The organism is Sporolactobacillus shoreae (assembly GCF_004684935.1).
In the GTDB taxonomy this organism is placed as follows: Bacteria; Bacillota; Bacilli; order Bacillales; family Sporolactobacillaceae; genus Sporolactobacillus; species Sporolactobacillus shoreae.
The window spans coordinates 90,190-115,326 of the sequence record NZ_SRJD01000003.1 but is presented as its reverse complement, the minus strand read 5'-3'; the positions used below and the strand labels follow the sequence as shown (position 1 = coordinate 115,326).

20 protein-coding genes and 1 other annotated feature are annotated in these 25,137 nt (G+C 47.4%); of the genes, 2 read left to right on the top strand and 18 right to left on the bottom strand.

Annotated elements, in window-relative coordinates; genetic code table 11:
• Window positions 1–13 precede the first annotated feature (13 nt).
• The 8 genes from mreD to E4665_RS03905 form a co-directional block, all read right to left on the bottom strand.
• The gene (gene mreD, locus E4665_RS03940) at window positions 14–529 is read right to left on the bottom strand and encodes a rod shape-determining protein MreD (protein ID WP_135347509.1); all 516 of its coding nucleotides are present in this window, start codon (window positions 527–529) and stop codon (window positions 14–16) included.
• Between the two features lie 4 nt (window positions 530–533).
• Window positions 534–1,391 carry a rod shape-determining protein MreC gene (gene mreC, locus E4665_RS03935; RefSeq protein ID WP_135347508.1) on the bottom strand — a complete coding sequence of 286 codons (858 nt, stop codon included), beginning with the start codon at window positions 1,389–1,391 and terminating at the stop codon, window positions 534–536.
• 49 nt (window positions 1,392–1,440) lie between these two features.
• Window positions 1,441–2,484 carry a rod shape-determining protein gene (locus E4665_RS03930; protein WP_135347507.1) on the bottom strand — a complete coding sequence of 348 codons (1,044 nt, stop codon included), beginning with the start codon at window positions 2,482–2,484 and terminating at the stop codon, window positions 1,441–1,443.
• 140 nt (window positions 2,485–2,624) lie between these two features.
• Entirely contained in the window at window positions 2,625–3,296 is a 672-nt protein-coding gene (radC, locus tag E4665_RS03925; RefSeq protein WP_167815114.1) for a RadC family protein, read from the bottom strand.
• A gap of 208 nt (window positions 3,297–3,504) precedes the next feature.
• Window positions 3,505–4,533, bottom strand: a complete 1,029-nt coding sequence (locus tag E4665_RS03920; protein WP_135347505.1) for an SPOR domain-containing protein — start codon at window positions 4,531–4,533, stop codon at window positions 3,505–3,507.
• A 125-nt stretch (window positions 4,534–4,658) separates the two neighbouring features.
• Entirely contained in the window at window positions 4,659–6,359 is a 1,701-nt protein-coding gene (locus tag E4665_RS03915; RefSeq protein ID WP_241654654.1) for a sensor domain-containing diguanylate cyclase, read from the bottom strand.
• Window positions 6,360–6,562: 203 nt separating this feature from the next.
• Entirely contained in the window at window positions 6,563–7,900 is a 1,338-nt protein-coding gene (locus E4665_RS03910) for a bifunctional folylpolyglutamate synthase/dihydrofolate synthase (RefSeq protein WP_135347503.1), read from the bottom strand.
• A gap of 93 nt (window positions 7,901–7,993) precedes the next feature.
• The gene (locus tag E4665_RS03905) at window positions 7,994–10,633 is read right to left on the bottom strand and encodes a valine--tRNA ligase (protein ID WP_135347502.1); all 2,640 of its coding nucleotides are present in this window, start codon (window positions 10,631–10,633) and stop codon (window positions 7,994–7,996) included.
• A 43-nt stretch (window positions 10,634–10,676) separates the two neighbouring features.
• Window positions 10,677–10,939, bottom strand: a binding site (T-box leader).
• 165 nt (window positions 10,940–11,104) lie between these two features.
• Between E4665_RS03905 and E4665_RS03900 the strand changes: the two genes are divergently transcribed.
• Window positions 11,105–11,287: a hypothetical protein gene (locus E4665_RS03900; RefSeq protein WP_135347501.1), complete on the top strand. Its 183-nt coding sequence runs from the start codon at window positions 11,105–11,107 to the stop codon at window positions 11,285–11,287.
• Between the two features lies 1 nt (window position 11,288).
• Here the strand turns inward: E4665_RS03900 and E4665_RS03895 are convergent, their stop codons facing one another.
• The 7 genes from E4665_RS03895 to lonB all read right to left on the bottom strand — a co-directional run bounded on the left by E4665_RS03895 (window position 11,289) and on the right by lonB (window position 19,468).
• The gene (locus tag E4665_RS03895) at window positions 11,289–12,329 is read right to left on the bottom strand and encodes a spore coat protein YsxE (protein WP_135347500.1); all 1,041 of its coding nucleotides are present in this window, start codon (window positions 12,327–12,329) and stop codon (window positions 11,289–11,291) included.
• Between the two features lie 20 nt (window positions 12,330–12,349).
• Window positions 12,350–13,267, bottom strand: coding sequence for a hypothetical protein (locus E4665_RS03890; RefSeq protein ID WP_135347499.1), 918 nt, complete (start codon window positions 13,265–13,267; stop codon window positions 12,350–12,352).
• Window positions 13,260–14,588 carry a LysM peptidoglycan-binding domain-containing protein gene (locus tag E4665_RS03885; protein ID WP_135347498.1) on the bottom strand — a complete coding sequence of 443 codons (1,329 nt, stop codon included), beginning with the start codon at window positions 14,586–14,588 and terminating at the stop codon, window positions 13,260–13,262. Before E4665_RS03885 ends, E4665_RS03890 begins: the two co-directional genes overlap by 8 nt.
• A gap of 145 nt (window positions 14,589–14,733) precedes the next feature.
• A complete protein-coding gene (locus tag E4665_RS03880) occupies window positions 14,734–15,423 on the bottom strand; it encodes a YetF domain-containing protein (RefSeq protein WP_135347497.1) in 690 nt (229 codons plus the stop codon).
• Window positions 15,424–15,568: 145 nt separating this feature from the next.
• The gene (hemL, locus tag E4665_RS03875) at window positions 15,569–16,864 is read right to left on the bottom strand and encodes a glutamate-1-semialdehyde 2,1-aminomutase (RefSeq protein WP_135347496.1); all 1,296 of its coding nucleotides are present in this window, start codon (window positions 16,862–16,864) and stop codon (window positions 15,569–15,571) included.
• A gap of 102 nt (window positions 16,865–16,966) precedes the next feature.
• Entirely contained in the window at window positions 16,967–17,551 is a 585-nt protein-coding gene (yihA, locus tag E4665_RS03870; RefSeq protein ID WP_135347495.1) for a ribosome biogenesis GTP-binding protein YihA/YsxC, read from the bottom strand.
• A 195-nt stretch (window positions 17,552–17,746) separates the two neighbouring features.
• Window positions 17,747–19,468: an ATP-dependent protease LonB gene (gene lonB / locus E4665_RS03865; protein WP_135347494.1), complete on the bottom strand. Its 1,722-nt coding sequence runs from the start codon at window positions 19,466–19,468 to the stop codon at window positions 17,747–17,749.
• A gap of 237 nt (window positions 19,469–19,705) precedes the next feature.
• Here lonB and E4665_RS03860 point away from each other — a divergent pair, with 237 nt between their 5' ends.
• Window positions 19,706–20,680: an FTR1 family iron permease gene (locus E4665_RS03860; protein ID WP_135347493.1), complete on the top strand. Its 975-nt coding sequence runs from the start codon at window positions 19,706–19,708 to the stop codon at window positions 20,678–20,680.
• Window positions 20,681–20,799: 119 nt separating this feature from the next.
• On the opposite strand, the gene clpX is transcribed toward E4665_RS03860, so the two are convergent.
• The 3 genes from clpX to E4665_RS03845 form a co-directional block, all read right to left on the bottom strand.
• The gene (gene clpX, locus E4665_RS03855; RefSeq protein WP_135347492.1) at window positions 20,800–22,074 is read right to left on the bottom strand and encodes an ATP-dependent protease ATP-binding subunit ClpX; all 1,275 of its coding nucleotides are present in this window, start codon (window positions 22,072–22,074) and stop codon (window positions 20,800–20,802) included.
• 403 nt (window positions 22,075–22,477) lie between these two features.
• On the bottom strand, window positions 22,478–23,806 hold the full coding sequence (gene tig, locus E4665_RS03850; protein WP_135347491.1) for a trigger factor: 1,329 nt from the start codon (window positions 23,804–23,806) through the stop codon (window positions 22,478–22,480).
• A gap of 213 nt (window positions 23,807–24,019) precedes the next feature.
• Window positions 24,020–25,057: a tetratricopeptide repeat protein gene (locus tag E4665_RS03845; protein WP_135347490.1), complete on the bottom strand. Its 1,038-nt coding sequence runs from the start codon at window positions 25,055–25,057 to the stop codon at window positions 24,020–24,022.
• Between the last annotated feature and the right edge of the window lie 80 nt (window positions 25,058–25,137).

Here is a 25,137-nt window from a genome sequence, read left to right as displayed (position 1 = left end):
CAATCTCGGATTTTTAATCGAGCTCAGTTTTTTTCATTCCCGAAAGAAAACGCTTGAATGGGAAATAGACAACCAGTGTAAAAACAATATTCAGGCCGATGGTTGCGGGGATACGCCACTGAAAAAATATGTTCATGGGCTGATCTGTCAGTCGAATCATAAGGTAGATCAGATAGACCTCAGTCTGAAGAAAAAACACACCGAAAGCCGACAGTACTGCCGTCATCACAATATTCATGTTCACCCATTTGGATAATGAATAGGTTACATAAACAGCGAGACCCATGCTGAATGCGTACACACCAATAATAGAAGTATAGACTAAATCTGTCAGCAAGCCAAAAACAATCGCATATCTCATGCCCCAGCCCTCATCGGCAAAGAACGCCACCATAAGCAGAAGAACAAACAAAAAATCAGGAACAATCTGGATATGTCCCCAATTTTCGTAAGGAATAAAATGCATCATAATTGTACCTTCAGCCATAAAAGTGAAAAACAGAAAGATAAAAAGTTTAAACTGCTTCATCTCTTTACCCCCCCGTACCAGTCGCTGCAGCACTTTTGTCAATGATCATCACATAGATGATGTCGTTGAGGTTGGCCGACGGCTTTACCTCAGCAGCCTGAGTCAGTCCGTAAGGATCTGTTGAGACAGACGTTATTGTTCCGATCATCAGGCCTGGTGGATACATCCCGCTCAGCCCCGAAGTCGTCACTATCTGTCCCTTTTTCAGATTGGCCTTAATCGGTATCTTCTGGAACAGCAAAGTGCCTCTATTAGGATCATATCCTTCGATCATTCCATAGGTTCTGGTATTTTGTATGATGGCTGAAATTTGATTCACATTCTGTTGATTTGAAATCAGTGAAACTTTACTTGAGAAATTCCCAACCTGGGAAATAGTTCCAACCAGTCCATCAGCAGTAACGACAGGCATACCTGTTTTGATTCCGTTGACACTCCCTTTGTCAACGGTCATCAGTTGATTCCACTGATCAGGCGCTCTGCTTATCACTTCAGCCGCATATTTCTTATAGGAAAGGAGATTGGGATCCTTTTCAATGTTCAGCAAACGTCGCATTTGATTGTATCGAGCAGACAAATCTCTGTTCTGTTGCTCAACTCTCGCATAGTTTTCCAGATTTGCTTTAAGTTTTTTATTCTCTTCATAAGCATTTTTTATGTCGCTTACATTCTGAAAGAAACCCGCTGCATATTGAGCGGGCACATTGAGCACATATTGGAACAGTCCCACCGAATCCTGGGCAAACTGTTCCGGCCATGAAGAGCGGTTTCCCTGCCGCAGCGAGTAACTGATCAGGGCAATCAGTACGATCAGACTCGTGAGCAGCAAAATAAGTTTTTTATTTGAAAAAAATGAAGGCATAGAAACACCTGCTTAATCAGTCACAAAATGATTTAATTTCAGACAACTGTTATTTTCGGTTCGATGAAGCGCCTAGTCTTGATTTTGAGCGAAAAAGATGGATGTTATCCAGAGACCGTCCGGTACCTATAGCGACGCAATCCAGAGGATTCTCGGCAACAATGACCGGCATTTTGGTCTCATCGCTCAGCAAATGGTCTAGATTATTCAGGAGCGCTCCACCGCCTGTCAGCACAATACCGCGATCCATAATATCCGCTGCCAATTCTGGAGGAGTCTGTTCCAATGTAACCTTGACTGCTTCCACGATCTGCCCCACTGTGTCTTTCAGAGCGGAAGCTACTTCTTTGCCGGTCACTTCAATGGTTTTTGGAAGCCCGGTCAGAAGATCACGTCCACGGATATCCATTTTCGTACTTTCAACGGATTCGGAACCACCAGCTGAACCGATTTCTATTTTCAGTGTTTCTGCGGTCCTTTCTCCGATCATCAGATTGTAATTTTTCTTGATAAACTGAACAATAGCTTCATCCATGTCATCCCCGGCGACCCGGATGGACTGGCTGGTCACAATACCGCCGAGAGAAATAATCGCGACTTCTGTCGTTCCGCCGCCGATATCAACAACCATGCTTCCTGTAGGTTCCCAGACAGGAAGGTCAGCGCCGACCGCAGCAGCAAAAGGTTCCTCAATGGTATATGCCTCCCGTGCTCCGGCTTGCTTCGTCGCGTCTTCAACGGCCCTTTTTTCGACCGCTGTAATTCCTGATGGCACACAGACCATCACATTTGGCTTGCGTGAAAAAATGGAGCGCTGTTTCTGAGCTTCATTAATAAAATATTTCATCATTGTTGCTGTCGTGTCGAAGTCGGCGATCACACCATCCTTCATCGGGCGCACAGCAACAATGTTTCCAGGCGTTCTTCCGATCATATTTTTAGCTGGGGTGCCGACCGCTTCAATCAGCCCTGTATCCGTATGCAGAGCGACAACAGACGGTTCTCGGACGACGACACCTTTTCCCTTCACATACACCAGCGTGTTCGCCGTGCCCAAATCAATCCCCATGTCTCTTGAAAATCCGCCAAACATCTATGTAATCTCCCTTCAAATTACAGAACTCATAAGTTTTATTATATCGTACTTAGCATTAAAATTATAGTAGCTGGTCATCAAGTATACAAAAATCATTTTCCGGATTTTAAAATTCCATTCCGGTCCGAGCTTTAGTTCTACATCATGCCCTTCTGTTTCAAGCTGGTAAATTTTCTATCGCCGATTACAATATGGTCGAGAATATCGACGCCAAGCATTTTTCCGCATGCGACAAGCCTCTTAGTTACATCAATATCCTCTCGGCTCGGTGTCGGATCACCGGATGGATGATTATGGAAACAAATCATTGCCGCTGCCGAACGCCGAACCGCCTCTTTGAAGACTTCCCTCGGATGGACAATAGAAGAATTCAGGCTTCCGATAAAGATAGTTGATTTATGAAGCACCTGGTTCTTTGTGTTAAGAAATAACACCACGAAATGCTCCTGTTGAAGCGAACGCATTTCCTCCATAACATAATTTGCCCCATCCTCGGGAGATCCGACTGTATATTGCGAATCACGCTGATAACGGATCATTCGTTTTCCTACTTCAAAACTGGCCAACAGCTGCACAGCCTTGGCTCTGCCAATACCCTTTATCTCTTCAAGTTCTTCAACGCTTGCCTCTCTGAGAAGATCGAGCCCTTTAAAGTGACTGATCAGCCTTCCGGACAATTGAAGCACAGATTCATTTTTTGAACCTGAGCGAAGTATGATCGCGAACAGTTCCTGAAGAGACAGTGCACCTGCGCCATCCAATATCAAGCGTTCACGCGGACGGTCGGCATCCGGAACATCTTTCATCATGACATGCTTTACCAATTTAGATTTCCCCCTGATCTGCAGCCGGCAATAAGCCGATCCTGTTTTTAATAACATAACTTTTTCAGGATTTCCATGCAGAAGGGAAAAGTCAAAAAATCGGTCATTCAAGAACCGTCGTTCATTATTTTCGACAGGATCAGCACATTTATGACAATAAATAATGAAATCATATCAATTATTTTTGAAGTCTTCACTGTCCAAGAAGTAAACTCTGGTAAAGAGCGATTATTTCTAGCAACGATTGCTGCAAACTGTAGTAATTTTCAACGGTTCCCTTGTGCTGCAATGCTTGTACCTGAACAAGGGCATGGTCCGCAGCCGCCTCCAGACTTCCGTTTAATTGCTTGTCAATGTTTCCTGACATATTATTATCTGCTCCCTTCCAATCGACAAGTATGTTTTCCAATCGGTGAGCAGTCGCAGTCGATATGGTTTTCTGCCCGCTGTCACTTTCACCTGAAGCCGTGAGAAGAGTACTGATAAAAGTTTTAACTTTCAGTGTCGCAGCAGCCAGTGTGTTATTTTTTAATATCTGCGTGCTCTGCGGACGGATCTGAAGATATTTCTGATAGACCGATATGTCCCTGCTTTTATAAAAGCTCTCCAATTGCGCCGCACCATTTTTAGAAGAAGCCGCGCCAATCAGTACGGCAGTCGGGTTATTTCCCGCTGTCACCGCAGCAAAACCTTCTTTTCTCAGTCCCTGTGAAACCTGATCCGCTCTCGCCCTTGTCGAAAAAACGCCGGCCTGAACAAGATAAACGGACAGATCAAGGCTGCCGCTTTGTATCTTAACTGTGTTTGATCCGGATGAAATTGTCCCGGATTTTTTTCCCCATACAGTGCTGCCCGTTTCCTCTTTCCCGGAAAAAACAGTCAGCATCGTTAATCCGATCACTAATCCGATAACAATTGCCGCGGCACCGGGAAGCCAGTATATCCTAATCGTCCTCAATAACCGAACAGGTAATGAATCTAATTTGCCCTTAATGCGCCCGGATTTAATTTCTTTAGGATAGGACAAGTGTTCAGAAAGGCTATTCGAGTTTTGCCCGCCAGGCTTCGCTTGAAGATCCATCTGCCCTGAAAAGGCATGATCCCATTCCAGCAGCTTCTCCTTTTCAGCAGCTGTCTCCTTTTTCGTCCACTCTTCCAGACTGTGTCTCTCACCATTGAACCGAATGACCACATCCGGTTTTTGCTTCCTGTTCCCGTCCACACGATTCCCTCCTTAATAAAGGCAGGACTACTTCGGACAGGGTAACATAAACCAAACAAAAAAGGACAAGACTCATGTCGTCTTGTCCCAATTTTTTTTCGCTATTTATTTTAATACCCATTCTTTTACACATAACGGGCAACCCTATTTTTACCTTTCCGTTTAGCGCCAACATACATCGCATGATCCGCATTATTTATCAACTCTGCCGGACCCGAAGCGTCCGCCCTTGCGGTTGAAATACCTATACTGATCGTGACATGGATCTGTCTGTACCGATGTTCATCTTCAATATAGATCATAAAAGGATCGGTCGCTACGGCCTGGCGGATCGATTCTGCCATCGCAAAGCAAATATTCCGGTCGATCCCCGGCAGGACCACAGTAAATTCCTCTCCGCCATAGCGGGCAATGATGCCCTTCTCCCCGACTGTACTGCGCAGACGATTAGCCACCCCGATCAATACCGCATTGCCATTCTGATGTCCATGGGTGTCATTGATCGTCTTAAAATCGTCAATATCCATCATAATCACCGAAAAAGTACTCAGTGTCAGATCGTTATACATGCGATCGAGCACATTCATCAGATACCTGTAATTAAACAGATCTGTCAGAGGATCCTGTTCACTTTCCTTTTTTCGAATTTCAAATGTTCTCGCATTCTCAAGCGCTATGGCCAGGAAATCACCAATAATTTCCACGCCGATACGTGCCGTTTTCGTATAGGCTTTCGAGAGATGTGACGCAACGGTCAGAACCCCAATGACTTGTCCGTGGTACATCATCGGGACGGACAAAAAGGATTTGGCATGCCCGTCTGAAAGAGCGTACAAAAACGGGTACATGTCCTGATTTCTGGTACCTATCAGCGCCTTCCCCTGTCTATAGACATCGAGGCTCACATCCGCTTCTTGCTGGAAAGGGACAAAATTTTCAGATTCTTGTTTTCTGAACAAGCGCAGTATTTTCGGCTTCTCCGGAAAACGATAGCTGATGATATAGATATAATCTGCGGAAAGCATTCCGGGAATTTTACTGAACAGCAGATCCATAACATGATCAACCGACAATTCCTCAGTCAGTTTTTGCCCGAGATGATTGACACTCTGAAGAAAACGAACCAAGTCCTGACTTATATTAATCAGGCGGATAATAATGGAAAGGGCGACCATCGGGATCGCAATAATGAACATGCCGGCAAGACCCATGGACGAATACATAAGATAAAAGGAGATCCCGAGCGGCATCATCAGTAAAGTGACAAAAGCTTCCCAAATCATATCTTTGTCGAACCATTTATTATTTTCCTGAACCCGAAGCAGCCACTTCCGATAGGAATAGATAATGATTTCATTTGCCAGATAAGCGGCAACGTAAAAGCCGATTACCGGAATAAGATTGAATGACAGCAACACATGCGCGATGTTTTCCGTCTGTCCCCCGAGCCCATAATAAGCCCCCGCGGCGGAAACCGAGACTCCGAAAAACATGATTGAATTAACCGGAATACGGTACAGATCGTTTTTGCTGAGACGCTGAGACATCAGATAGACAAGGATGCCGAACTGGGTCATTATCGCTTCGACAAACAAGCCGAAAATGAGGAAGGCGGACAAGCCGATGCCCTGCAGCACGATAATATCAGTGCCCTGAACCCTGAAGCTGAAAAGGGCGGTAATCAAAAATACAGTGCTGACAATAATGATCGAAGACAAACTATCATTTCTCGGCGGATCTACCAGATAAAGCAACGGCAGAGACACTGCCGTGATGACAGCCCAAGCGAACCATACCGCTCTCTTCTTGGCTTTGCTCAATCGCACTTCCTCCTTTTCAACAAGATGTGCGATGCAATATTCAAAATAAATCATACTTTTTTACTAAGTTTATTGTAGCAAAAGCAAATAAATATTAAAAGTTTTTTTGAAACTTCCAATTCTTCATCTAATATTAAACTTTTTCTCCACTTATTGCATGCTTTTATGAGCTCAGAAACAACTTAACATCTATAATTTTCCAAATAGTATTACTTATTCCTTACTATTTTACAACTACATGTGCTGTCTTCGTTCCGCAGATAATGACGGACCGCAGATATGAAATAGAGTGAACCGCAGATTAGGAGAGCGTCCTTATTCCCAGTTTCCCCGGCCATACGATGAATCGCGTGTCTCCAATCGCTGTCCTCTGTTTTGTGCTGATTCAGTGACGCGTCGTAGAGGAGTCTGCTCTCTGCCGCCCGCGGATATGAGAACGTGGTTAACGTGATCTCCGATGCCACCGTTTCAATAATCCGGACCATTTTTTCATATTGCTTGTCTTCCAACGCTGCGTAGAGCACACGGATTCTGCGTGATGGATAATAACGGTTTACAGTCTGGACAAGTGCTTCGGTTCCCTGCACATTATGCGCGCCGTCGATAATAATCAGCGGGTTTTCCGACATCCGTTCAAACCGACCGGGCCAGGCCGTTTTTTCGAGCCCCGAGCGTATCTCGTTGTCTTCAGCTGGCATTCCATAGAACGTCTTCAGATATTCAACGGTCATCAGCGCGGCCGCAGCGTTTTTCAGCTGGTGCTCCCCCTTCATCCGCAGGGTGAGATCCCGCTCATGCAGATAAAATCCATCAAAATCAAAGTGTTCGCCTGCCTCGTCATGACCCAGCGAGCGTACCTGAAATTCCTTGCCCAGTATGTAGAGGCTAGAACCCTTTTCCTCCGCCTTTTCCCTAATTACTTTCAGCGCGTCCGGATGCTCCGCCGTAGTGATGATTCCGACACCCTTTTTAATAATGCCGGCCTTTTCACGGGCGATGCTGGTGATTGTGTTACCCAACTGCTTCATATGGTCCATTGCCACATTTGTAATGACTGAGACAAGAGGATGGATCACATTCGTTGAATCCAGCCTGCCGCCAAGCCCAACTTCATAGATCACCAGATCACAGGGATTCATTTGGCTGAAGTAAACAAAGCTGAGCATTGTGACCGACTCGAACTCCGCCGGTTCACCCAAGTCTGTTTCCACCTCCACCGCTTTGGTCAGCGGGTAGACGATATTCGCAGCTTTAACCAGATCGCCATCACTGATCGGAACCCCATTCACCATGATCCTTTCGTTAAACGAAGTAATATAGGGCGAAATGAAAGTACCGACCTTCAGTCCGGTTTCCTGATAAATATTGCGCAGATAGCTGACAGTAGAACCCTTTCCGTTCGTCCCGCCCACATGAATAGTACGAATACGGCGTTCAGGATTGCCGAGCCGGGCCAACATCCACTCCATTCTTTGTGTCCCCGGCTTCATGCCGTGCGGTATCAAACCATGAATCCAGTCAAGTGTTTCTTCTATCGTTGTAAACATACTTTGTGTTAACCCCCAATAATCAGTAAACGGCGGCGGGATGATCAACCCGTCACCGTTCATTGTGTGTCAGCGAACGCTAATTGTCCACTGTCAGGCCTTTAATTCAGTAATTCTTGCCTCGATTTTGTCACGTTTCTGAAGGTAATCCTGCTCTTTTTCACGTTCCGCATTGACAACCTGTTCCGGAGCCTTGTCAACAAAACGCGGATTGCTTAACTTTTTCTGAACACGATCAACTTCTGCGTTCATCTTCTCAAGTTCTTTGCCAAGCCGTCCGATCTCTTCATCCAGATTAATTAGCCCGGCCAGCGGAAGATAGATGTCCGCACCGGAAACGACAGAAGAGACAGCCTTTTCGGGTGCCTGAATGTCTGTTCCGATCTGCAGGGAGGCCGGATTACAGAACTTTTCAAGATAATATCTGTTCTGTTCCAGTATTTCTGTATTTTCTTGTGATTCCGTTTTTATCAGAATATCGATTGGCTTCTTTGGCGCAACATTTTTCTCCGCACGGATGTTGCGCACGGAACGGATGATATTCTGCAAAATCGCCATTTCAGTCGCTGCATGATCATCGTTCCATTTGAGAACAGCCTGCGGCCAGTCGCTGCGCATAATCGTTTTTCCCTGATGCGGCAAGTGCTGCCAGATCTCTTCAGTTATAAAAGGCATGATCGGGTGCAGCAGCTTAAGAATTTTGTCCAGAACATAGGTCAGGACAGACTTCGTGGCCGCCTTTGCCGCTTCATCCTCACTGTAGAGCGGGAGTTTGGCCATTTCAATATACCAGTCGCAGAAATCATCCCAGATAAACTGATACAGATAATGTCCGGCTTCGCCGAAATCATAGCTTTCATACAGCGCGGTCACTTTTTCAATGGTCGCGTTGAGCCGTGTCAGAATCCAGCGGTCGGCAACAGACTTTTTGCCCGTCATATCCACGTCATCAATCGTGAAGCCATCAAGATTCATAATGACGAAACGGGATGCGTTCCATATCTTATTGGCAAAATTCCAGTTAGCTTCAACCTTGCTCCACTGGAATGTAAGGTCCTGGCCGGGTGTTGTACCTGTCGCCAGTGTATAACGCAGAGCGTCAGCCCCATATTTGGCGATGACATCCATCGGGTCAATGCCGTTCCCCAGCGACTTGCTCATTTTACGGCCTTGCTCATCACGGACAAGCCCATGGATCAGAACATCATGGAACGGGCTTTTTTCGGTGAATTGGGTTGACTGGAACATCATCCGTGCAACCCAGAAAAAAATGATGTCATAGCCGGTCACAAGCGCATTTGTCGGGAAATAACGTTTGAAATCCGGAGCCTCTTCATCCGGCCAGCCCATCGTCGAGAATGGCCACAGTGCGGAGCTGAACCATGTATCCAGAACATCCTCGTCCTGCTTCCAATTTTCAATATCTTCAGGCGCTTCCACACCAACATAAATTTCACCGGTTTTTTTATGGTACCAGGCCGGAATCTGATGGCCCCACCATAGCTGCCTTGAAATACACCAGTCACGGATATTTTCCATCCAGTGATTATAGGTTCCTTCAAAGCGCTCCGGAACAAAGTTAACTTTATCATTGGTCTTCTGCATCTTCAGTGATGCTTCAGCCAGCGGTTTCATTTTTACAAACCACTGTGTGGATAAAATCGGTTCAACCACGACACCCGTCCGTTCAGAATGGCCGACGGCGTGAACGTGTTCCTCCACGTAGGCCAGTGATCCGTTTTCTTCGAGATCTTTGACAATTTGTTTGCGGCATTCGTCACGGTCCAATCCCTGATATTTGCCAGCATTTTCATTCATTTTTCCGGCTTCGTCAATCACCAGGATCCGTGGCAGATTGTGGCGGTTGCCGACTTCAAAGTCATTCGGGTCATGTGCCGGTGTGATTTTAACAGCACCAGTACCGAATGAACGGTCTACATAGCTGTCTGCAATAATCGGGATTTCCCTGCCGACAATTGGAAGGATGGCTTTTTTCCCGACCAGATCCTTATAACGTTCATCATCCGGGTGGACGGCGATCGCCGTGTCTCCGAGCATTGTCTCAGGCCGTGTGGTCGCAATCTGAATAGAGCCCGATCCGTCTGAAAGCGGATAGTTGACATGCCACAGATTGCCTGGAATTTCTTTGTAAATAACTTCGATATCTGAAAGAGCCGTCCTTGCCGCCGGATCCCAGTTGATGATATAGGCGCCGCGGTAGATCAGCCCTTTTTCATAAAGCTGAACAAACACCTTGCGAACAGCCTTGGAAAGGCCTTCATCGAGGGTGAACCTTTCTCTGGAGTAATCCAGAGAAAGTCCAAGTTTCGCCCATTGCTTCCTAATAAAGTCCGCATATTCTTTTTTCCACTCCCAGGCGACTTCGAGAAATTTCTCTCGCCCGAGATCATAGCGCGATTTTCCTTCCTTGCGCAGTTTTGCGTCGACTTTCGCCTGTGTCGCGATCCCCGCATGATCCATTCCAGGAAGATACAGAGCATCGTATCCCTGCATTCTTTTGAAACGGATCAAGAGATCCTGCATGGTTGTATCCCATGCGTGGCCGAGATGCAGTTTTCCAGTGACATTCGGCGGTGGAATCACGATTGAATAAGGTTTCTTAGCCGGATCCGAATCCGCTTTGAAATAACCTTTCTCCCGCCAGGTCTTATACCATTTTTCTTCCGTTTGACCGGGATCGTATTTTGTTGCCATTTCTTTTTCTTCTGCCATTGCTTCCCGCTCCTTTGCTGAACTCAAAAAGAGCTTTCTTCATCACAAGGACGAAGAAAGCTCCGTGGTACCACCTTAATTTGCGCAAAAAACATGCACACACTTATCATTGATAACGGTTTTCCGGACTTTCCTACTCGGTTCATCCTTTCAGAAAGACTGCTCAAGGGTAACTTCCACTCCGGCGGCTTGGGAAGCCTTTCAGCGCAACAGCTTCCCTCTCTTACGGAAAAATTCGTCATTTTTTATCGGACGGACTTTTCTTCCAGCTTAAAGACGTGTACTACTCCCTGTCTCAGCATTTAAACTTTATGTGTTTAATTGTAATTATACATATTTAAAAGGCTGTCCGTCAACGCCGCGTATAAATTTCTCCGCACTTTTATCACATTTTCCGGTTCTGAGTCATAAGCATAATAAAAACGCCGCAGATATTCTTACCACGCGGCTTGCCGTAAAGGAGTGCTCGGGATGTTCAAAAGGAAGAATCTTTCCCCTTTTTTTAAAAAATGCCGTGAAGGGCTAAGTATTGTCGTCCTCCCGCTCGCCCTTTTTCAGCTGCTCCGGACGATCTTTATCCCAACAACTTTTGATGTCCTGCTCACCGCTCTACTCTTTTTCATCTATATTTGCTTTTTGAAAAAGTGGTTCTGAATTAATCGCTCGTTTCTTCGTCTTTTACTTCTTCCTTCGCACTTTCCTTCTTTTTTCTTTCTTCCAAATAGTGCTGGAAGCAGCGGAGCAGATTCCCCTGTGCTTTGGCAAAGCGAACCCATCGCCTGATAAACCAGAGCTCATTTTCAGTGTGATCCGAAGTGTACTGTGTCAACAAATCAATCGTAGTTCTCGGACACAGCAAAGAATGATATAAAAATGCCAGCTCTTCATCTGTGACCGGACAAGCCGCTACATAGGAGCGGAGCAATTCATCCCACGAAGAGCCGTCCACAGGAAGCATCACGTTTGCCTGCTCAACCAGCGCCGCAGTTTCAATGATGAAAAAGTCGTCCCTGCACTCCTCAAAGTTGGTCAGGCAGCTTCTTTCCCCTGCGATCAGCAGATGAAGCGGGCTCAGCCTTCCGTGACATAACGCACGGCGAAAACCTTTATTTCCCCCATCTTCATCTTTTTCCGGGCCTTTTGAAAAAAAAGCATTCGATTGTTCTAACGCTCCCAAATAGCTTCCCGCCGAATTCAGAACCGTTTGTTCAAATGGAGAAGGATAAACGTGATGCTCGGCAGTATTAAGGAATTGCTCCCATTGCATTTTCCCCGCCATCACCGTTTGCAGCGCCATTTTAAAAAGCGCATCCGTATTGCCTTCTGCCTGCATCGTCTGTCGGTGCATCTGTCCAGCCTTGACAAATAATCGCCGATAACGCTCAACGACGTCAGATTCAGGGATGGTTTCCTCGAACCACGGCATTAAATAGCTACATTGATCTTCACCTGTGATAATCAGATCTCCATATTTTGAAGGCAGCGGGGGAACTGCATCAATCACAAGACGGCGTGCGAGCAAATAAGCGGTTTCCATGTGACGGATTTGATCTCCTGTCAGTTTCTTTCGTTTCAAGGCGAAATCACCGTTTGCCGTAACTACTCGGATCAGCGGGCCGGCGGTTTCCACACGAATAGGAAAGAGATCATACTGAAAAAGTATGCGGTTGATCTGCGCACTCTGTTCAGCCGGCAAAATCAGTCACCTCTCCTTATTCAGCCCGATTCCGCGTAAACCGATTGAAACAGGCCGATGATCCGCGTTTTCTGATCCCAAATTTTTTTGAATCCGTCTGTGTCCTGTTCCCCGGACGCTTCATTTCTGAACATTGACTCGGTAAGCCTGAACCATTCCTCCGGTTCGTACCAGGCCGCCTGGACCAGATCTGCGGTCTCTTCGTCCGGTACGCCCTTTTCTTTCATACGCAGAAAGAGCCGGTGCAGGCAATCTTCACCTTCGTTTCGGTCAGATTCCAGAAAAAAGTCAGCGAGGTGTGAATATCCGCTTACCGCTCCCGATTGGCCGAGTTCAATAAACAATGTATCAAGCAGCGCCCTGCACTGCCGGAACGAGAAATCCGCAGGCAAAATAAAGGATTTTCCAGACTTCGTATGCCTGCTTCTCAAGCTGTCGCATTGATACGCGCGTTCACGAACCTCGGGATAGCAGAGACGCGCCAGTTCTCCGGCGCGTCCGTAGAATGCTCCCGATCGTTCAGCCTGATCGTAAAAGGCTTCCGCCCTGGCGAGTACTGAGATTTTCTCCCGCCCGGCCACTGCTCCCCGGCTCTTCCGAATCAGCGAAGCAATCGCCTCAGACCAAACCTCTTCGCGGGCGGATAAGCCTGCTTCGTCAAGAGGAGCATCATGGCATGTGATTGCGAAGCGGCCATATCGGATAAATGGACTGCCGGAGACAGTGGCATACATCCGGTCGACAAAAAAATGGTCGCTGAGCAGCAGCCTTCGCCAATCCATATGTGTTCGCAGCAATCGCTCATCGTTCCAAAACCGAATACGTTTTATTCCCCGTTCTGTTCCGATAAAGAACGGATTCTCCCGAATGATGTTCAGTTCACGAAAATGATAGCCGTTCTGCAGCGCCGAGACGAGCAGGGAGGTATCGTCATTCATCCTGGCTTCCCTTGGTCGATTTCGGTATATAAAGGAGCTCTCCCGCTTCAATATTTGCTGAAGCCAGCGCGTTTTTACGCAACAGGCTTGTTACGGGAACATGATAGCGCTCCGAAATACTCTCAAGTGATTCTCCAGCCTGAACAATACAGATTTTAACTCTCGTTTTCTGGTCCGATTCATCCCCCGCGAGAACCTTAGTCAGATACAGACTGCTTGCGTCACTTTTATTCTTGCTCGGACTCTCAGTCTGAACAGTTTCGGGCGCGCTGCCTGACGCTCCATGCTCTGCTTCAGTACGTTCTGAAAAAGCGACAAGAGGCGGCGGTGTCTCAGCATCCTCCGACGCTTCCGGCTTGCGGAAGGCCTCGTATTGATATTCAGTCAGACCTTCCTCCTCGTCGTCAGTCTGGCGGCCGGTTGGCATTTCCTCATATTCTCCGGAAAAAATCTCGTCGCCATATTCCTCGTCACCGTCTTCTCTTTTACCCTTGAAAAAATTTTTCAGCGTCTTATTTTTCGGCTGTTCTTTGGCAGGTTCTCCCTTTTTCGCGGCCGGATGTTCATTTGCCGCGCCCGGAGCGGCGGCAGCATTTTTCTTATTGTCTTTTCCCGCGGCCGGTTTTATTTCACTTTTTACAGGCTTATTTTCTTTTTTGGCCTCACTCTTCGCTGCAGGCTGAGCGGGCTTCGGATTTTCTTTTTTTACTGCAGGCTTGGCAGGGTTTTCAGGCGGCGCGGCTTTTTTTTCTACTGGTGCTGCCGGTTTGGGTGCAGGCGCCGCTTCCGGTTTTTTCACGGCGGCTGGTTTGGGCGCAGGCGCGGCCGGTTTTTGCTCGGGTGCCTTTGCCTTCGGCTGCTGCACCGGCTTTTCTTTCCTTTCCGAGATATTGGAATTTGCCAGGCCGGTAATTGCAATATCCGCCTGAAGCTGTATATGCCGGTGCTCGGCCAGTTCGTAATCAAACGATTCAATCACCACATACAGATTTTCCAAATCCGGCACCCGATCGGAGGGTATTGTGATATCAATTGGAAAGTGATGTTCCAGAACCGCCGTACCTTCATTCGTTTCTATAATTTCATCGATGGTCCGGAACGGAGGGGCTTTGACTTCGTCCGGTTCGGCCGCGGCATCCGACGGTCTATACTCGCCGGTCAGGCGTAAAAATCCTTTAATCGTTACATCATTCCAATTTTCTTCAACAGTTATATCCGGCTCCAGAGCCATAGACAGAATTTCCTCGGCAGGCGCGTCGTCCCTGAGCCACACCGACTCATTTATTGAAAACTGCAAGCGATCATCCGAAGATTGAGACATGCTTTCCACCCTCTCATCCGTTCTTAATACAGGTCTATGCGTGAAGTGGGGATTTATGCGCAATCAGGGATCCGGAATCCGGTGAAAAAAAAGAAGCCTCAAGGCCTCTTTAGCGATCATAAACAGTTTGAATTTTTCGTTCGGTTCAGGAAGATTCTTTCTTCATTTTCTCCAGATAAACGCCCTCATCTTTTTTCCATTCGCAATAAAAAATATCCTTTGCATGATCGATATGATGTTTACGTAATTCATTCTGAAGCCATTCTTCATTAAGTCCGGCTTTTTTGAGATTTTCCCAGTCCACTTCGCCATCGAGAATGAGTGTGACAGGAAGATATACCGGCTTCTGAGGCTGCTGCAATTCTTCATTTGTCGGGTTGGCATATTTGTTTTTTTTCAACACACTGATCGTGCCATCTGTTTCCAGAATCGCGTAAGCGACTTCCCGGACGGAAAAAACATCTTTCTGCCTGAGAAGATTCTGAAGCATGTTTAAATCAAGTTTTTCTTTCTTCATCTGCTCCCTGTCCAAGTGTCCGTTGCGGATCACGACCGAAGGCTTGCCTTCCAAAAAACTTCGTGTTCCGCGGAATTTCTGGGTGCACCACTCAACAACGTAGATCAGCAGCCCCCACAATGCGATGGCGAAAAGAATGGATCCGAGTCCGGTATCTTTATCGTAGAGTGCGTTCCCGACAAATTCACCTAAAACGATCGCCGAAATAAAATCAAACGCGGTGACTTGGGAGAGGGTCGCCTTCCCGAGTATTTTCGTCAATAGGAAAAGCGCTGCAAAACCTACAATCAGTTCGATTGCTATCTGCAAAAAATGCATGTCCGACCACCTTCTGGAATTAATCATCCTACAGGTTTAGTTTTGCACAATTTGCTTAAAGTATGAGTAGAATTTTCAAGAGGGAGCTCCTTCATATCATCTTTGGAAGGGCTCCCTCAAAAATTAAGTATCATTTAGTCTCGCTTCATGACTCAGATTCAGCGATCTGTTTAAAAGCATTTTCAGCCGCCTGGATCGTTTTTTCAATGTCCTCCATTGAGTGTTTTGTTGATAGGAAAACACCTTCAAACTGGGATGGTGGCAGTGAAATGCCCTGTTCAATCATGGCCGCAAAATATTTTTTAAAATGGTTCAGGTCGGACGATTTGGACCGCTTGTAATTGATTACTTTCTGATCCGTAAAGAAAAAGCCCATCATAGCCCCCGCCTGATTGACAGTAAGCGGGATGCCGTATTTTTTCGCGGCAGCCTGATAGCCTTCAGCCAGTCGATCCGCTTTCTTTCTGAATTCAGGATAATCCTCCGGTGTCAACTGTGACAGAGTCATGTACCCGGCCGCCATAGCCAGCGGATTGCCGGACAATGTACCCGCCTGATAGATAGGGCCTTCCGGAGCCATTTGTTTCATGATATCACGTCGGCCGCCATAGGCACCGACCGGAAGCCCGCCGCCAATCACTTTGCCAAGGGTGGTCAGATCCGGTGTCACGCCATAATAGCCCTGTGCACAATTATAAGCGACACGGAATCCGGTCATGACTTCATCAAAAATAAGCAATGAACCGTATGCTTTGGTTATTCTTCTCAATTCCTCAAGGAAGCCCGGAATCGGCGGGACCACGCCCATATTACCGGCAACCGGCTCGACAATCACGCAGGCGATGTCGTGTCCGTATTGTTTAAAAACGTCCGATACCCTCTCCGCGTCATTATACGGAACGGTCAGGGTATCTTTCGCCAGCTGTGCGGGAACGCCTGGGCTGTCGGGAAGCCCAAGTGTCGCGACACCCGACCCTGCTTTGATCAGGAGAGAATCGGAGCTCCCATGATAGCTTCCTTCAAACTTAAGAATTTTATCTCTTCCAGTGTAGCCGCGGGCAAGCCGGATCGCACTCATTGTCGCTTCTGTTCCGGAGTTGACCATCCGAACCATTTCAACAGAAGGAACGCGTTCAACAACGAGTTCCGCGAGCTTTGTTTCCAGAACATGTGGCGCCCCGAAGCTGGTCCCTTTTTCTGCCGTTTCCTTTACGAACTCAACCACTTTTTCATCGGCGTGGCCAAGAATCAGCGGCCCCCAGCTCAGCACATAGTCAATGTATTCATTTCCGTCAAGATCATAAATCTTAGAGCCCTTCCCATGATCCATATAGATCGGGTTCAGATCTACAGCAGGAAAAGCCCGGACGGGGCTGCTTACCCCGCCCGGCATCAGTGGTTTTGCCTCTTTATATGCGGCAATTGATTCAGTGAAATCCATTTCTCATCCTTCTCCCAAGAGCATTGAATAGCATCCTTGCGTTATATGTATTTATTTGACCGCCGCCTATCAGCGGCAGTCTGCACACCATTGCTCACATCTTTAGCCCAGATAAGGGCTCAGAGCGCGCCATGCTTCGTCTTTTCCCACACCGGTCACCGAAGAAAATAAAAGAAGAGAATCCTCCGGACCGAGACCGAGGTCACGCGCGATCACCTGTTTCTGGCTTTGGTGCTTCCCTTTTGGAATTTTATCCGCCTTGGTCGCGACTGTGATGACAGGGCGACCAAAGTAGGCCAGATAATCATGCATCTTTACGTCATCTTTGGAAGGTGGGTGGCGCAGATCAACGACGTGGACCACTGCGCTCAGCTGGGTACGTTCTGAAAAATACTTTTCGAGCATTTTCCCCCAAGCTTCTTTGTCAGCCTTGGAGACTTTGGCATAACCATATCCAGGCACATCGACAAAATAAAAGGCCTCGTTTATCTTAAAATAGTTCAGTTTTTGCGTTTTTCCCGGTTTTTCAGATGTTCGGACCAGATTTCTTCTGCCCAGCATCTTATTAATAAATGAAGATTTCCCGACATTCGACCGGCCGGCAAGAGCAATCTCCGGCAGACCGTCAGAAGGATACTGAGCCGGGCCGACCGCACTGATGATGTAGTCCGCCTGATTAATTTTCATGATTCACACTCCCTGACGTGCAGGCCTCACTCCGTGCCTGTCCAATAACAATTGTGACTTTCCGATCACTACTGCGCACCACTCATTCTAGCGTAAGAGCCGCCATGTGTCCATTCATCCGCGACTTCAACCCCTCCGAAACAAACAGACCTGTCGTAATGACAGGTCTGCTGATCAAAAACATAGATCCCGTAATCAGGACCCTTCTTTCTCAATTGGCTGTCCAACCGGCCGCGCCGAAAGCGGGCGGCTGAGCAGTGCGTCGGAATAAGATTCCGACGCCTGCTTTAATTCGGCTTTCTCCTCCGGAAGCAGTGCAAGTTCCAGCACCTCCCGGAGTGAATCGACCGGGATTACTTCTACTTTTTCGAAGTTTTTCAGTGTTTCCTGCATGTTCTCCCTCGGAATAATGACCCGTTTCGCGCCCGCTTCGGCCGCTGCTTCGACCTTCGCAATCACCCCGCCTATCGGCTTGACCTGACCGTGAAGCCCAAGCTCACCCGTCATAGCCAGATCGGGACTGACGCGTCGGCAAAGAATGGCTGAACATATGGCAACTGCCATCGAAATACCTGCGGAAGGTCCATCAACGAGCGAACCGCCCGGAAAATTGACATGAATGTGGTATTTATAAGTGGCAAAGCCCATCCGGTTCAGAACGGTCAGTACATTTTCAACCGATCCGCGAGCCATGCTCTTTCGTGTCATGGATCGTCCGGAAGTACCCATTGTCTCTTCTTCAGCGATACCTGTGATCGTCAGGCTCCCTTCCCGGCGGGTTTTTACCACGGCCGCTTCAATCTCAAGCAGGGCGCCCTGCCCTGGGCCATAAACTGCCAGACCGTTAACCAGACCGATCTCCGGTTTTTGCGGTACCTTCCGGTTAGGCTTGGGCACCAGCCGGCTTGACCGGATCACCCATTCAATCTCTGCAAGGCCGATTTTTTCAATGCTGCCGTTCTGATATCTGGCCATGCCTGCCGCGATCTGCATCATGTTCACAGCCTCACGCCCATTTTTGGCATAGTCCGCTATTTTCTCCAGACATACCTGTGGCACCTCCAGATTCAGCTTGCCCGCCGCCCGTCCGGCAATTTTCTGTATATCTGTACGGCTGAGCTCGCTGAAAAAGATCTCAAGGCAGCGCGAGCGTATCGCCGGCGGAATTTCCTCCGGGCGGCGCGTCGTCGCTCCGATTAACCGGAAATCAGCGGGCAGCCCATTCTGGAAAATGTCATGAACGTAGGCCGGGATCTGGTGGTTCTCGGCACTGTAATATGCACTTTCAAGGAACACTTTGCGATCCTCAAGCACTTTAAGCAGCTTATTCATCTGAATGGGATGCAACTCGCCGATCTCATCAATAAAAAGAACCCCGCCATGCGCATGAGTCACAGCACCTTCCTTTGGCTGCGGGATTCCTGCCTGGCCCATCGCCCCGGCCCCCTGATAAATCGGGTCATGAACGGATCCGATCAGAGGATCAGCGATTCCGCGTTCATCAAATCTGGCCGTCGCTCCATCCAGCTCAATAAAAGGTGACCCGCTGTTAAATGGCGACACAGGATTCTTTTTCGCTTCTTCAAGAACAAGCCGGGCAGCCGCTGTTTTTCCGATTCCAGGCGGCCCGTAAATAATCACATGCTGCGGATTGGCCCCGCAAAGTGCAGCCCTTAACGCCTGAATACCCTCTTGCTGGCCGATGACGTCTTCCAGCGATTTCGGACGGATACGTTCCGACAATGGTTCAGAAAGAGAGCGGCTTCGCTGTTTTTCCAGCTGTTCCAGCTCCTTCTTTGACTCCTTATCTACAGAAATGCGCTGCACATGCTGGTTCCGCAAGAGATTCCAGAAATACAGCCCAATGATCGCACCAAAAAAGATTTGCGTGAAAATCAGCAAAACCATCCAGCTCATTTTATTGCCTGCCTTCCTGAGAGAATCAGATCAATTCCTCTCTCTTATTTATTGGGCAGTATATCCAAGGAGGAAAACAGATAAACAAAAATTCCGTCGAGAGATGGGTAAATGGCCAAGGACAGCCTCACTTCACTCATAAAATGAATTGACAAAATTGTGAACAAAGAATAAAATTTTTAATTGAAAATGATTATCAATTTCATTAATATAATCTCTACTCGGGAGGGTTTTATAATGGCTGGGCATTTTCATCTGAAATCGCTGTGTATCGGTGCCGCCACTTTTTTGATTGCCGGGGTATTTATATGGCAGGGTGTGACCTCAGGAGGAAATCCGGTCGACCCAACAGTTCACCATATGAGTAGGGCTATGGGCATTGTGAATACAGGTATTCTTGTCTTTCGTGAAGGGCTTGAAGCGATTCTTGTGCTTTCTGCCCTCACTGCCGGATTAATGCGGACCAAACAGGTCTATTGGAAACCAATTGCTTCCGGGTCAGGCGTCGGTTTTCTTGCCACTCTCGCTACCTGGTTTATCGTTGTTGGCATCATCTCTTTATTTGCAGCCACCACTTCCGAGTTGAATATTCAGGCGGCCACTGGACTTCTGGCTATCGCCGTACTTCTTCTCGTAATGAACTGGTTTTTCCATAAAATATACTGGACAGCCTGGATCGGGGCACATAATAAGAAAAAGGGTGAACTGATTCAGTCATCCTATTCAAGTCCAGGAAAAACGGCCTACATTGGCCTGGCTTCGCTTGGATTCACTGCCGTTTATCGTGAAGGATTTGAAGTGGATCTCTTTTTGCAGTCCATTCGTATGCAGGCCGGTGGTTTTATCGTACTCCTCGGGGCCATCATCGGACTTGTTTTAACACTGATTGTAGCAGCCTTAACCTTTGTGGCCCAGCGCAAACTGCCTTATAAAAAGATGTTGATTCTCACCGGAGTGATGCTTGGAATGGTACTGATCGTCATGGTCGGTGAAAATGTGCAGGAGATGCAGCTGGCAGGCTGGATCCCGACAACAAGCCTCAATCTGCCGATACCGGACTGGGCTGGCCTGTGGTTCGCCATTTTTCCAAATGTTGAGAGCATTACAGCTCAGATTATTGCCGTATTGCTTGTCCTTGGCTCATACTTCATCGCTCAGTATATGCGTTCCTGGAAACCGAGAAAACAGGCATTGATGAATCACGAAGTCTGATTACCAGCGTTAGCTTGCAAGCCATAAAAAAGGACTGGGATGAAAAGTTTAACTTTCCATCTCAGTCCTCTTTTTTATTCCCGATTAACGGGCTATTTTTCAATTCTTTCCGCCTGTGATCAGGCACTTTCCTTAGGTGTTTCAGCATTCTTGATGACCGTTGTGCCGTCGCTCATTTGCAGAGTCGGACGTTCCTTGCCCTCAACAGTTGCCTTTGTGATGATACATTTTTCAATATCATCACGTGAAGGGATCTCATACATGAGGTCAAGAGTCATGCTTTCGATAATGGAGCGCAGCCCGCGAGCACCTGTTTTGCGTTCAATTGCCAGCTTGGCAATGGCGCGGAGTGCATCATCCGTGAATTCCAGATCAACATCGTCCAGTTCAAGCAATTTTTTGTACTGCTTAACCAAGGCGTTTTTCGGTTTGGTCAGAATGTCAACGAGCGCGTTCTCATCAAGTTGTTTCAGCGTCGTAATGACAGGGAGACGGCCGATAAATTCTGGAATCAGACCAAATTTCAACAGGTCTTCCGGAAGCACATTTTTCAGTGCGTCGTCACGCTGCATTTCCTGACTCTTCATACCGGCGCCAAATCCGATCACCTTTTTGCCCAAACGGCGTTTGATGATCTGCTCAATGCCATCAAAAGCGCCTCCGCAGATGAACAGGATGTTCGTTGTATCAATCTGAATGAATTCCTGATGCGGATGCTTGCGTCCACCCTGAGGCGGCACGCTGGCAACCGTGCCTTCAAGAATCTTCAGCAATGCCTGCTGCACACCTTCACCGGAAACATCTCTTGTAATCGACGGATTTTCCGACTTTCGGGCAATCTTATCAATTTCGTCGATGTAAATAATGCCCTTTTCAGCCTTTTCCACATCGTAATCCGCTGCCTGAATCAGCTTAAGCAAAATATTCTCGACATCTTCCCCGACATAACCGGCTTCCGTGAGCGATGTCGCGTCCGCAATGGCGAACGGGACATTCAGAATGCGCGCCAGCGTCTGGGCGAGCAGGGTTTTCCCACTACCTGTCGGTCCAATCATCATAATGTTGCTTTTAGAAAGTTCAACATCATCCGGTTTTTGCTTCGTATTGATTCTTTTATAATGGTTATAAACGGCAACGGATAAATTCTTCTTAGCATCATTCTGTCCGATTACATAATCTTCCAGAATTGAGCAGATTTCCTGTGGTTTTGGAATATCCTTGAATTCAACTTCTTCATCCGTGCCCAGTTCCTCTTCTACAATTTCCGTGCACAATTCAATGCATTCGTCACAAATGTAGACGCCTGGTCCGGCGACAAGCTTACGAACCTGATCCTGGGTCTTTCCGCAGAACGAGCATTTCAGCTGTCCTTTTTCTTCGTTAAATTTGAACATGTTTTCACCCCTATTCATTCTATCGTCCATCAATACTCCAGACAAGAGCGAAGCATTCGGTAACTCTCGGGCCTTGCCAGCCGGATTTACCTTTTATCTTTCCCCTTAACAGGCACGAACATGACAGATCATCGTGCAGTGCCTATCCCGCTGTATCGCCGACATCTTACGAGGCTTGGCAATCGGTGAGTTAGTTTTCTTTATGTACGCATTGTAACATAAAAGAAGTCTTCCGATAAGCTATATGCCTTGTCGAAGCAAATATGTATTATTAAATAAAAAATGTTCCGGATGATCGTAACAAGTAAAGCCATAAAAAGTAATAAATAATGGCAGGTGGACAGATGCTTTCTTTTACATCTGTCCACCCGCATATAACATTTATTTCAGCACACAGCCGATTTTATTTTTCTTCTTCAGCGGCCTTGTCCTCAGACTCTGCAGCCTTCGGTGTGCTGTTTTCTACCAGGAAGTCCACAGCCTGGCGCAGCCTGAGATCCCCTTTTACCAGTTCAGTACTTCCGAGAGCGGCCTTCAGCTGATCCACACTGAGCTTATAGGTTTCAGACATTTTCTTCAGTTCTTCTTCAACGTCTTCTTCCGAAGGCTCAATTTTTTCCGCTTTCGCAATCGCTTCAAGTGTCAGATTCGAACGGACACGTGTTTTGGCATCTTCTTTCATCTGATCACGAAGCGCATTTTCATCTGAGCCGGTCAGCTTGCTGTACATGTCAAGCGTCATGCCCTGGGCTTTCAGGCGTTGTTCGAATTCTTTGACCATATTGTCCTGCTCATTGGTGATCATGACTTCCGGAATATCAATTTCAGCATTTGCGGCAGCCTGTTCCACAACACTTTCGCGCTTGCTCGACGTCGCATCCGCTTCTTTGTGCTCCTTCAGGTGGTTCTTTGTCTTTTCCTTCAGCGCCGCAAATGTGTCAACATCTTCATCGACATCCTTGGCAAATTCGTCATCAAGCTCAGGAAGCTGTTTCTGCTTGATTTCATGAACTTTAACCTTAAAAGTCGCTTCTTTGCCCTTCAGATCTTCGGCATGATAGTCTTCAGGGAATGTCACAACAACATCTTTTTCAGCGTCGGCTTTCAGACCAACCAACTGATCTTCAAAGCCAGGAATAAATGAACCCGAACCGATTTCAAGCGAGTAATTTTCCGACTTTCCGCCTTCAAACGGCTTGCCGTCCACATAGCCGTCAAAGTCGATGACCGCTGTATCGCCCTTTTCAATTTCACCGTCTTCTTTGACGACCAGTTCAGCATAGCGTTCCTGAAGATGCTTGATTTCGTGATCGACATCGGCATCCGTCACTTCAGTGCTCTTTTCTTCAACCTCAAGGCCCTTGTATTCACCGAGCTTGACTTCCGGCTTTACAGTGACATCGGCCTTAAGAACAAGGCTCTTGCCCTTTCCGATCTCTTCCACATCGACCTGCGGCTTGTCCACGGGTTCGATGCCTGTCTGATCAATGGCTTCAGAATAAGCATCCGGCAGGACAAAGTCAATGGCATCTTCGTACAGTGCTTCAACTCCGAAGCGCTGTTCAAAAAGAACGCGCGGCACACGGCCCTTGCGGAATCCAGGCACATTAACTTTTTTAACAACTTTTCTGAACGCCTTATCGAGTGCCTGGTTAAAGCTGTCGGCATCTACCTCAAAAGTCAGAGTACCGACATTTCCTTCTTTCTTTTCCCAGCTTGCTTTTACAGTCATTTATTCTTACCTCCAACATATATCTTCAATACTTTGCAGCCCAGAGGCTTCTTAATGGCGGACGGACATCCGTCGTGCCACTTTTGCAGTCCGAACATCTTCTTCACGCACATTAAAATAATGCAACTCCGTCATTATAACATAAGAGCTTTGCTGAAAAAACTGATTTGAACCAATTTATGGGCGCTTTATAAAAATCATTACTGATCTGCCTTATCGTACACCGTACTCTCCTATTTTCTCAACCATCCGGCAAGCATCCTGAAACTCACTTTCAGAAACACTGAAAAGTTCAAGCATTGCCTCTGTCTTTCCGTCCATATCACCAGCCTGTGCGGCCTGAATGGAAAAAACAGCTGCCCATACACGTGCAGACGGGGGGTCAAATGGTCTCGGATACACAGTCATGGTAAAAAAGCGTTCTGTTTCAACCGCCAGCGATGCCAGCGTCGGATCTTCTGAATCAAGAACTTTCCGAATCTGTTCTTCAATCTGATCAGCAAATTCCTTATGAAGAAAATGGCGGTCAAATGTTACACGATAAACTTTTCCAAATTTCCACACATCAATTTCATCCGCCATCCGGCTCTCTTTAACCGCGCATAGCAGCATTGTCTTGATCTCCGGATTCTGTTTTTCATCAAGGAGGAACTGCCGGATTTCCGGGAGATTTTCCTTACCCATCTGATCGGTCATGTTGCGGATCTGCAACATCTGATCTCTGGGATCCGCCTCTGCAAGTTTGCGCCAGTCAATCTGCCGATCCGATTTTTCATCGGCGGACTGCATCCCCCGACCTGACGTCCCTCCCGGCGTCAGCTCATTAAGCCGGATCTCACAAAAATTCTTCATCTGGCGAAGAAATTCCTTCGATTCCGGAGGGAGGCCCTTGTGTCCGCCCAGCCGCCTGATCTCACCCAGTGCTCCGCGATAATCCTTCTTTTCGATCAATATCGTCAGGTAAAGGCGAAAGACATCATAGTAGTACGGTGTGTTACCCGAGAGCAGCAGCCGAGCGGCCTCTTCCGCCTGAGGATAATCGCCCATTTCGACCGAACAGACGGCCCAGCCATATAACCCCTTCATATCCCCGCTGTCCAGTTCAAGCAGTTTCCCGAAAAGATCCCTGGCTTCACGATACTGCTTTTCCGAGACAAGAGCCGTTGCCTTGTCGAGAAGCCTAGCTGCCAGATCCGGAAACAGAACGATATTGTCATTGCCGGGCACAGGCTTTTTTCCGTTCTTTTTCATCCTCCACAGTCCCGTCCGTGTGTCGTTGCCTTTAGAATATCAGTTTACCTGTCGCTCCGCAACGTGCCCATATAGTGGGG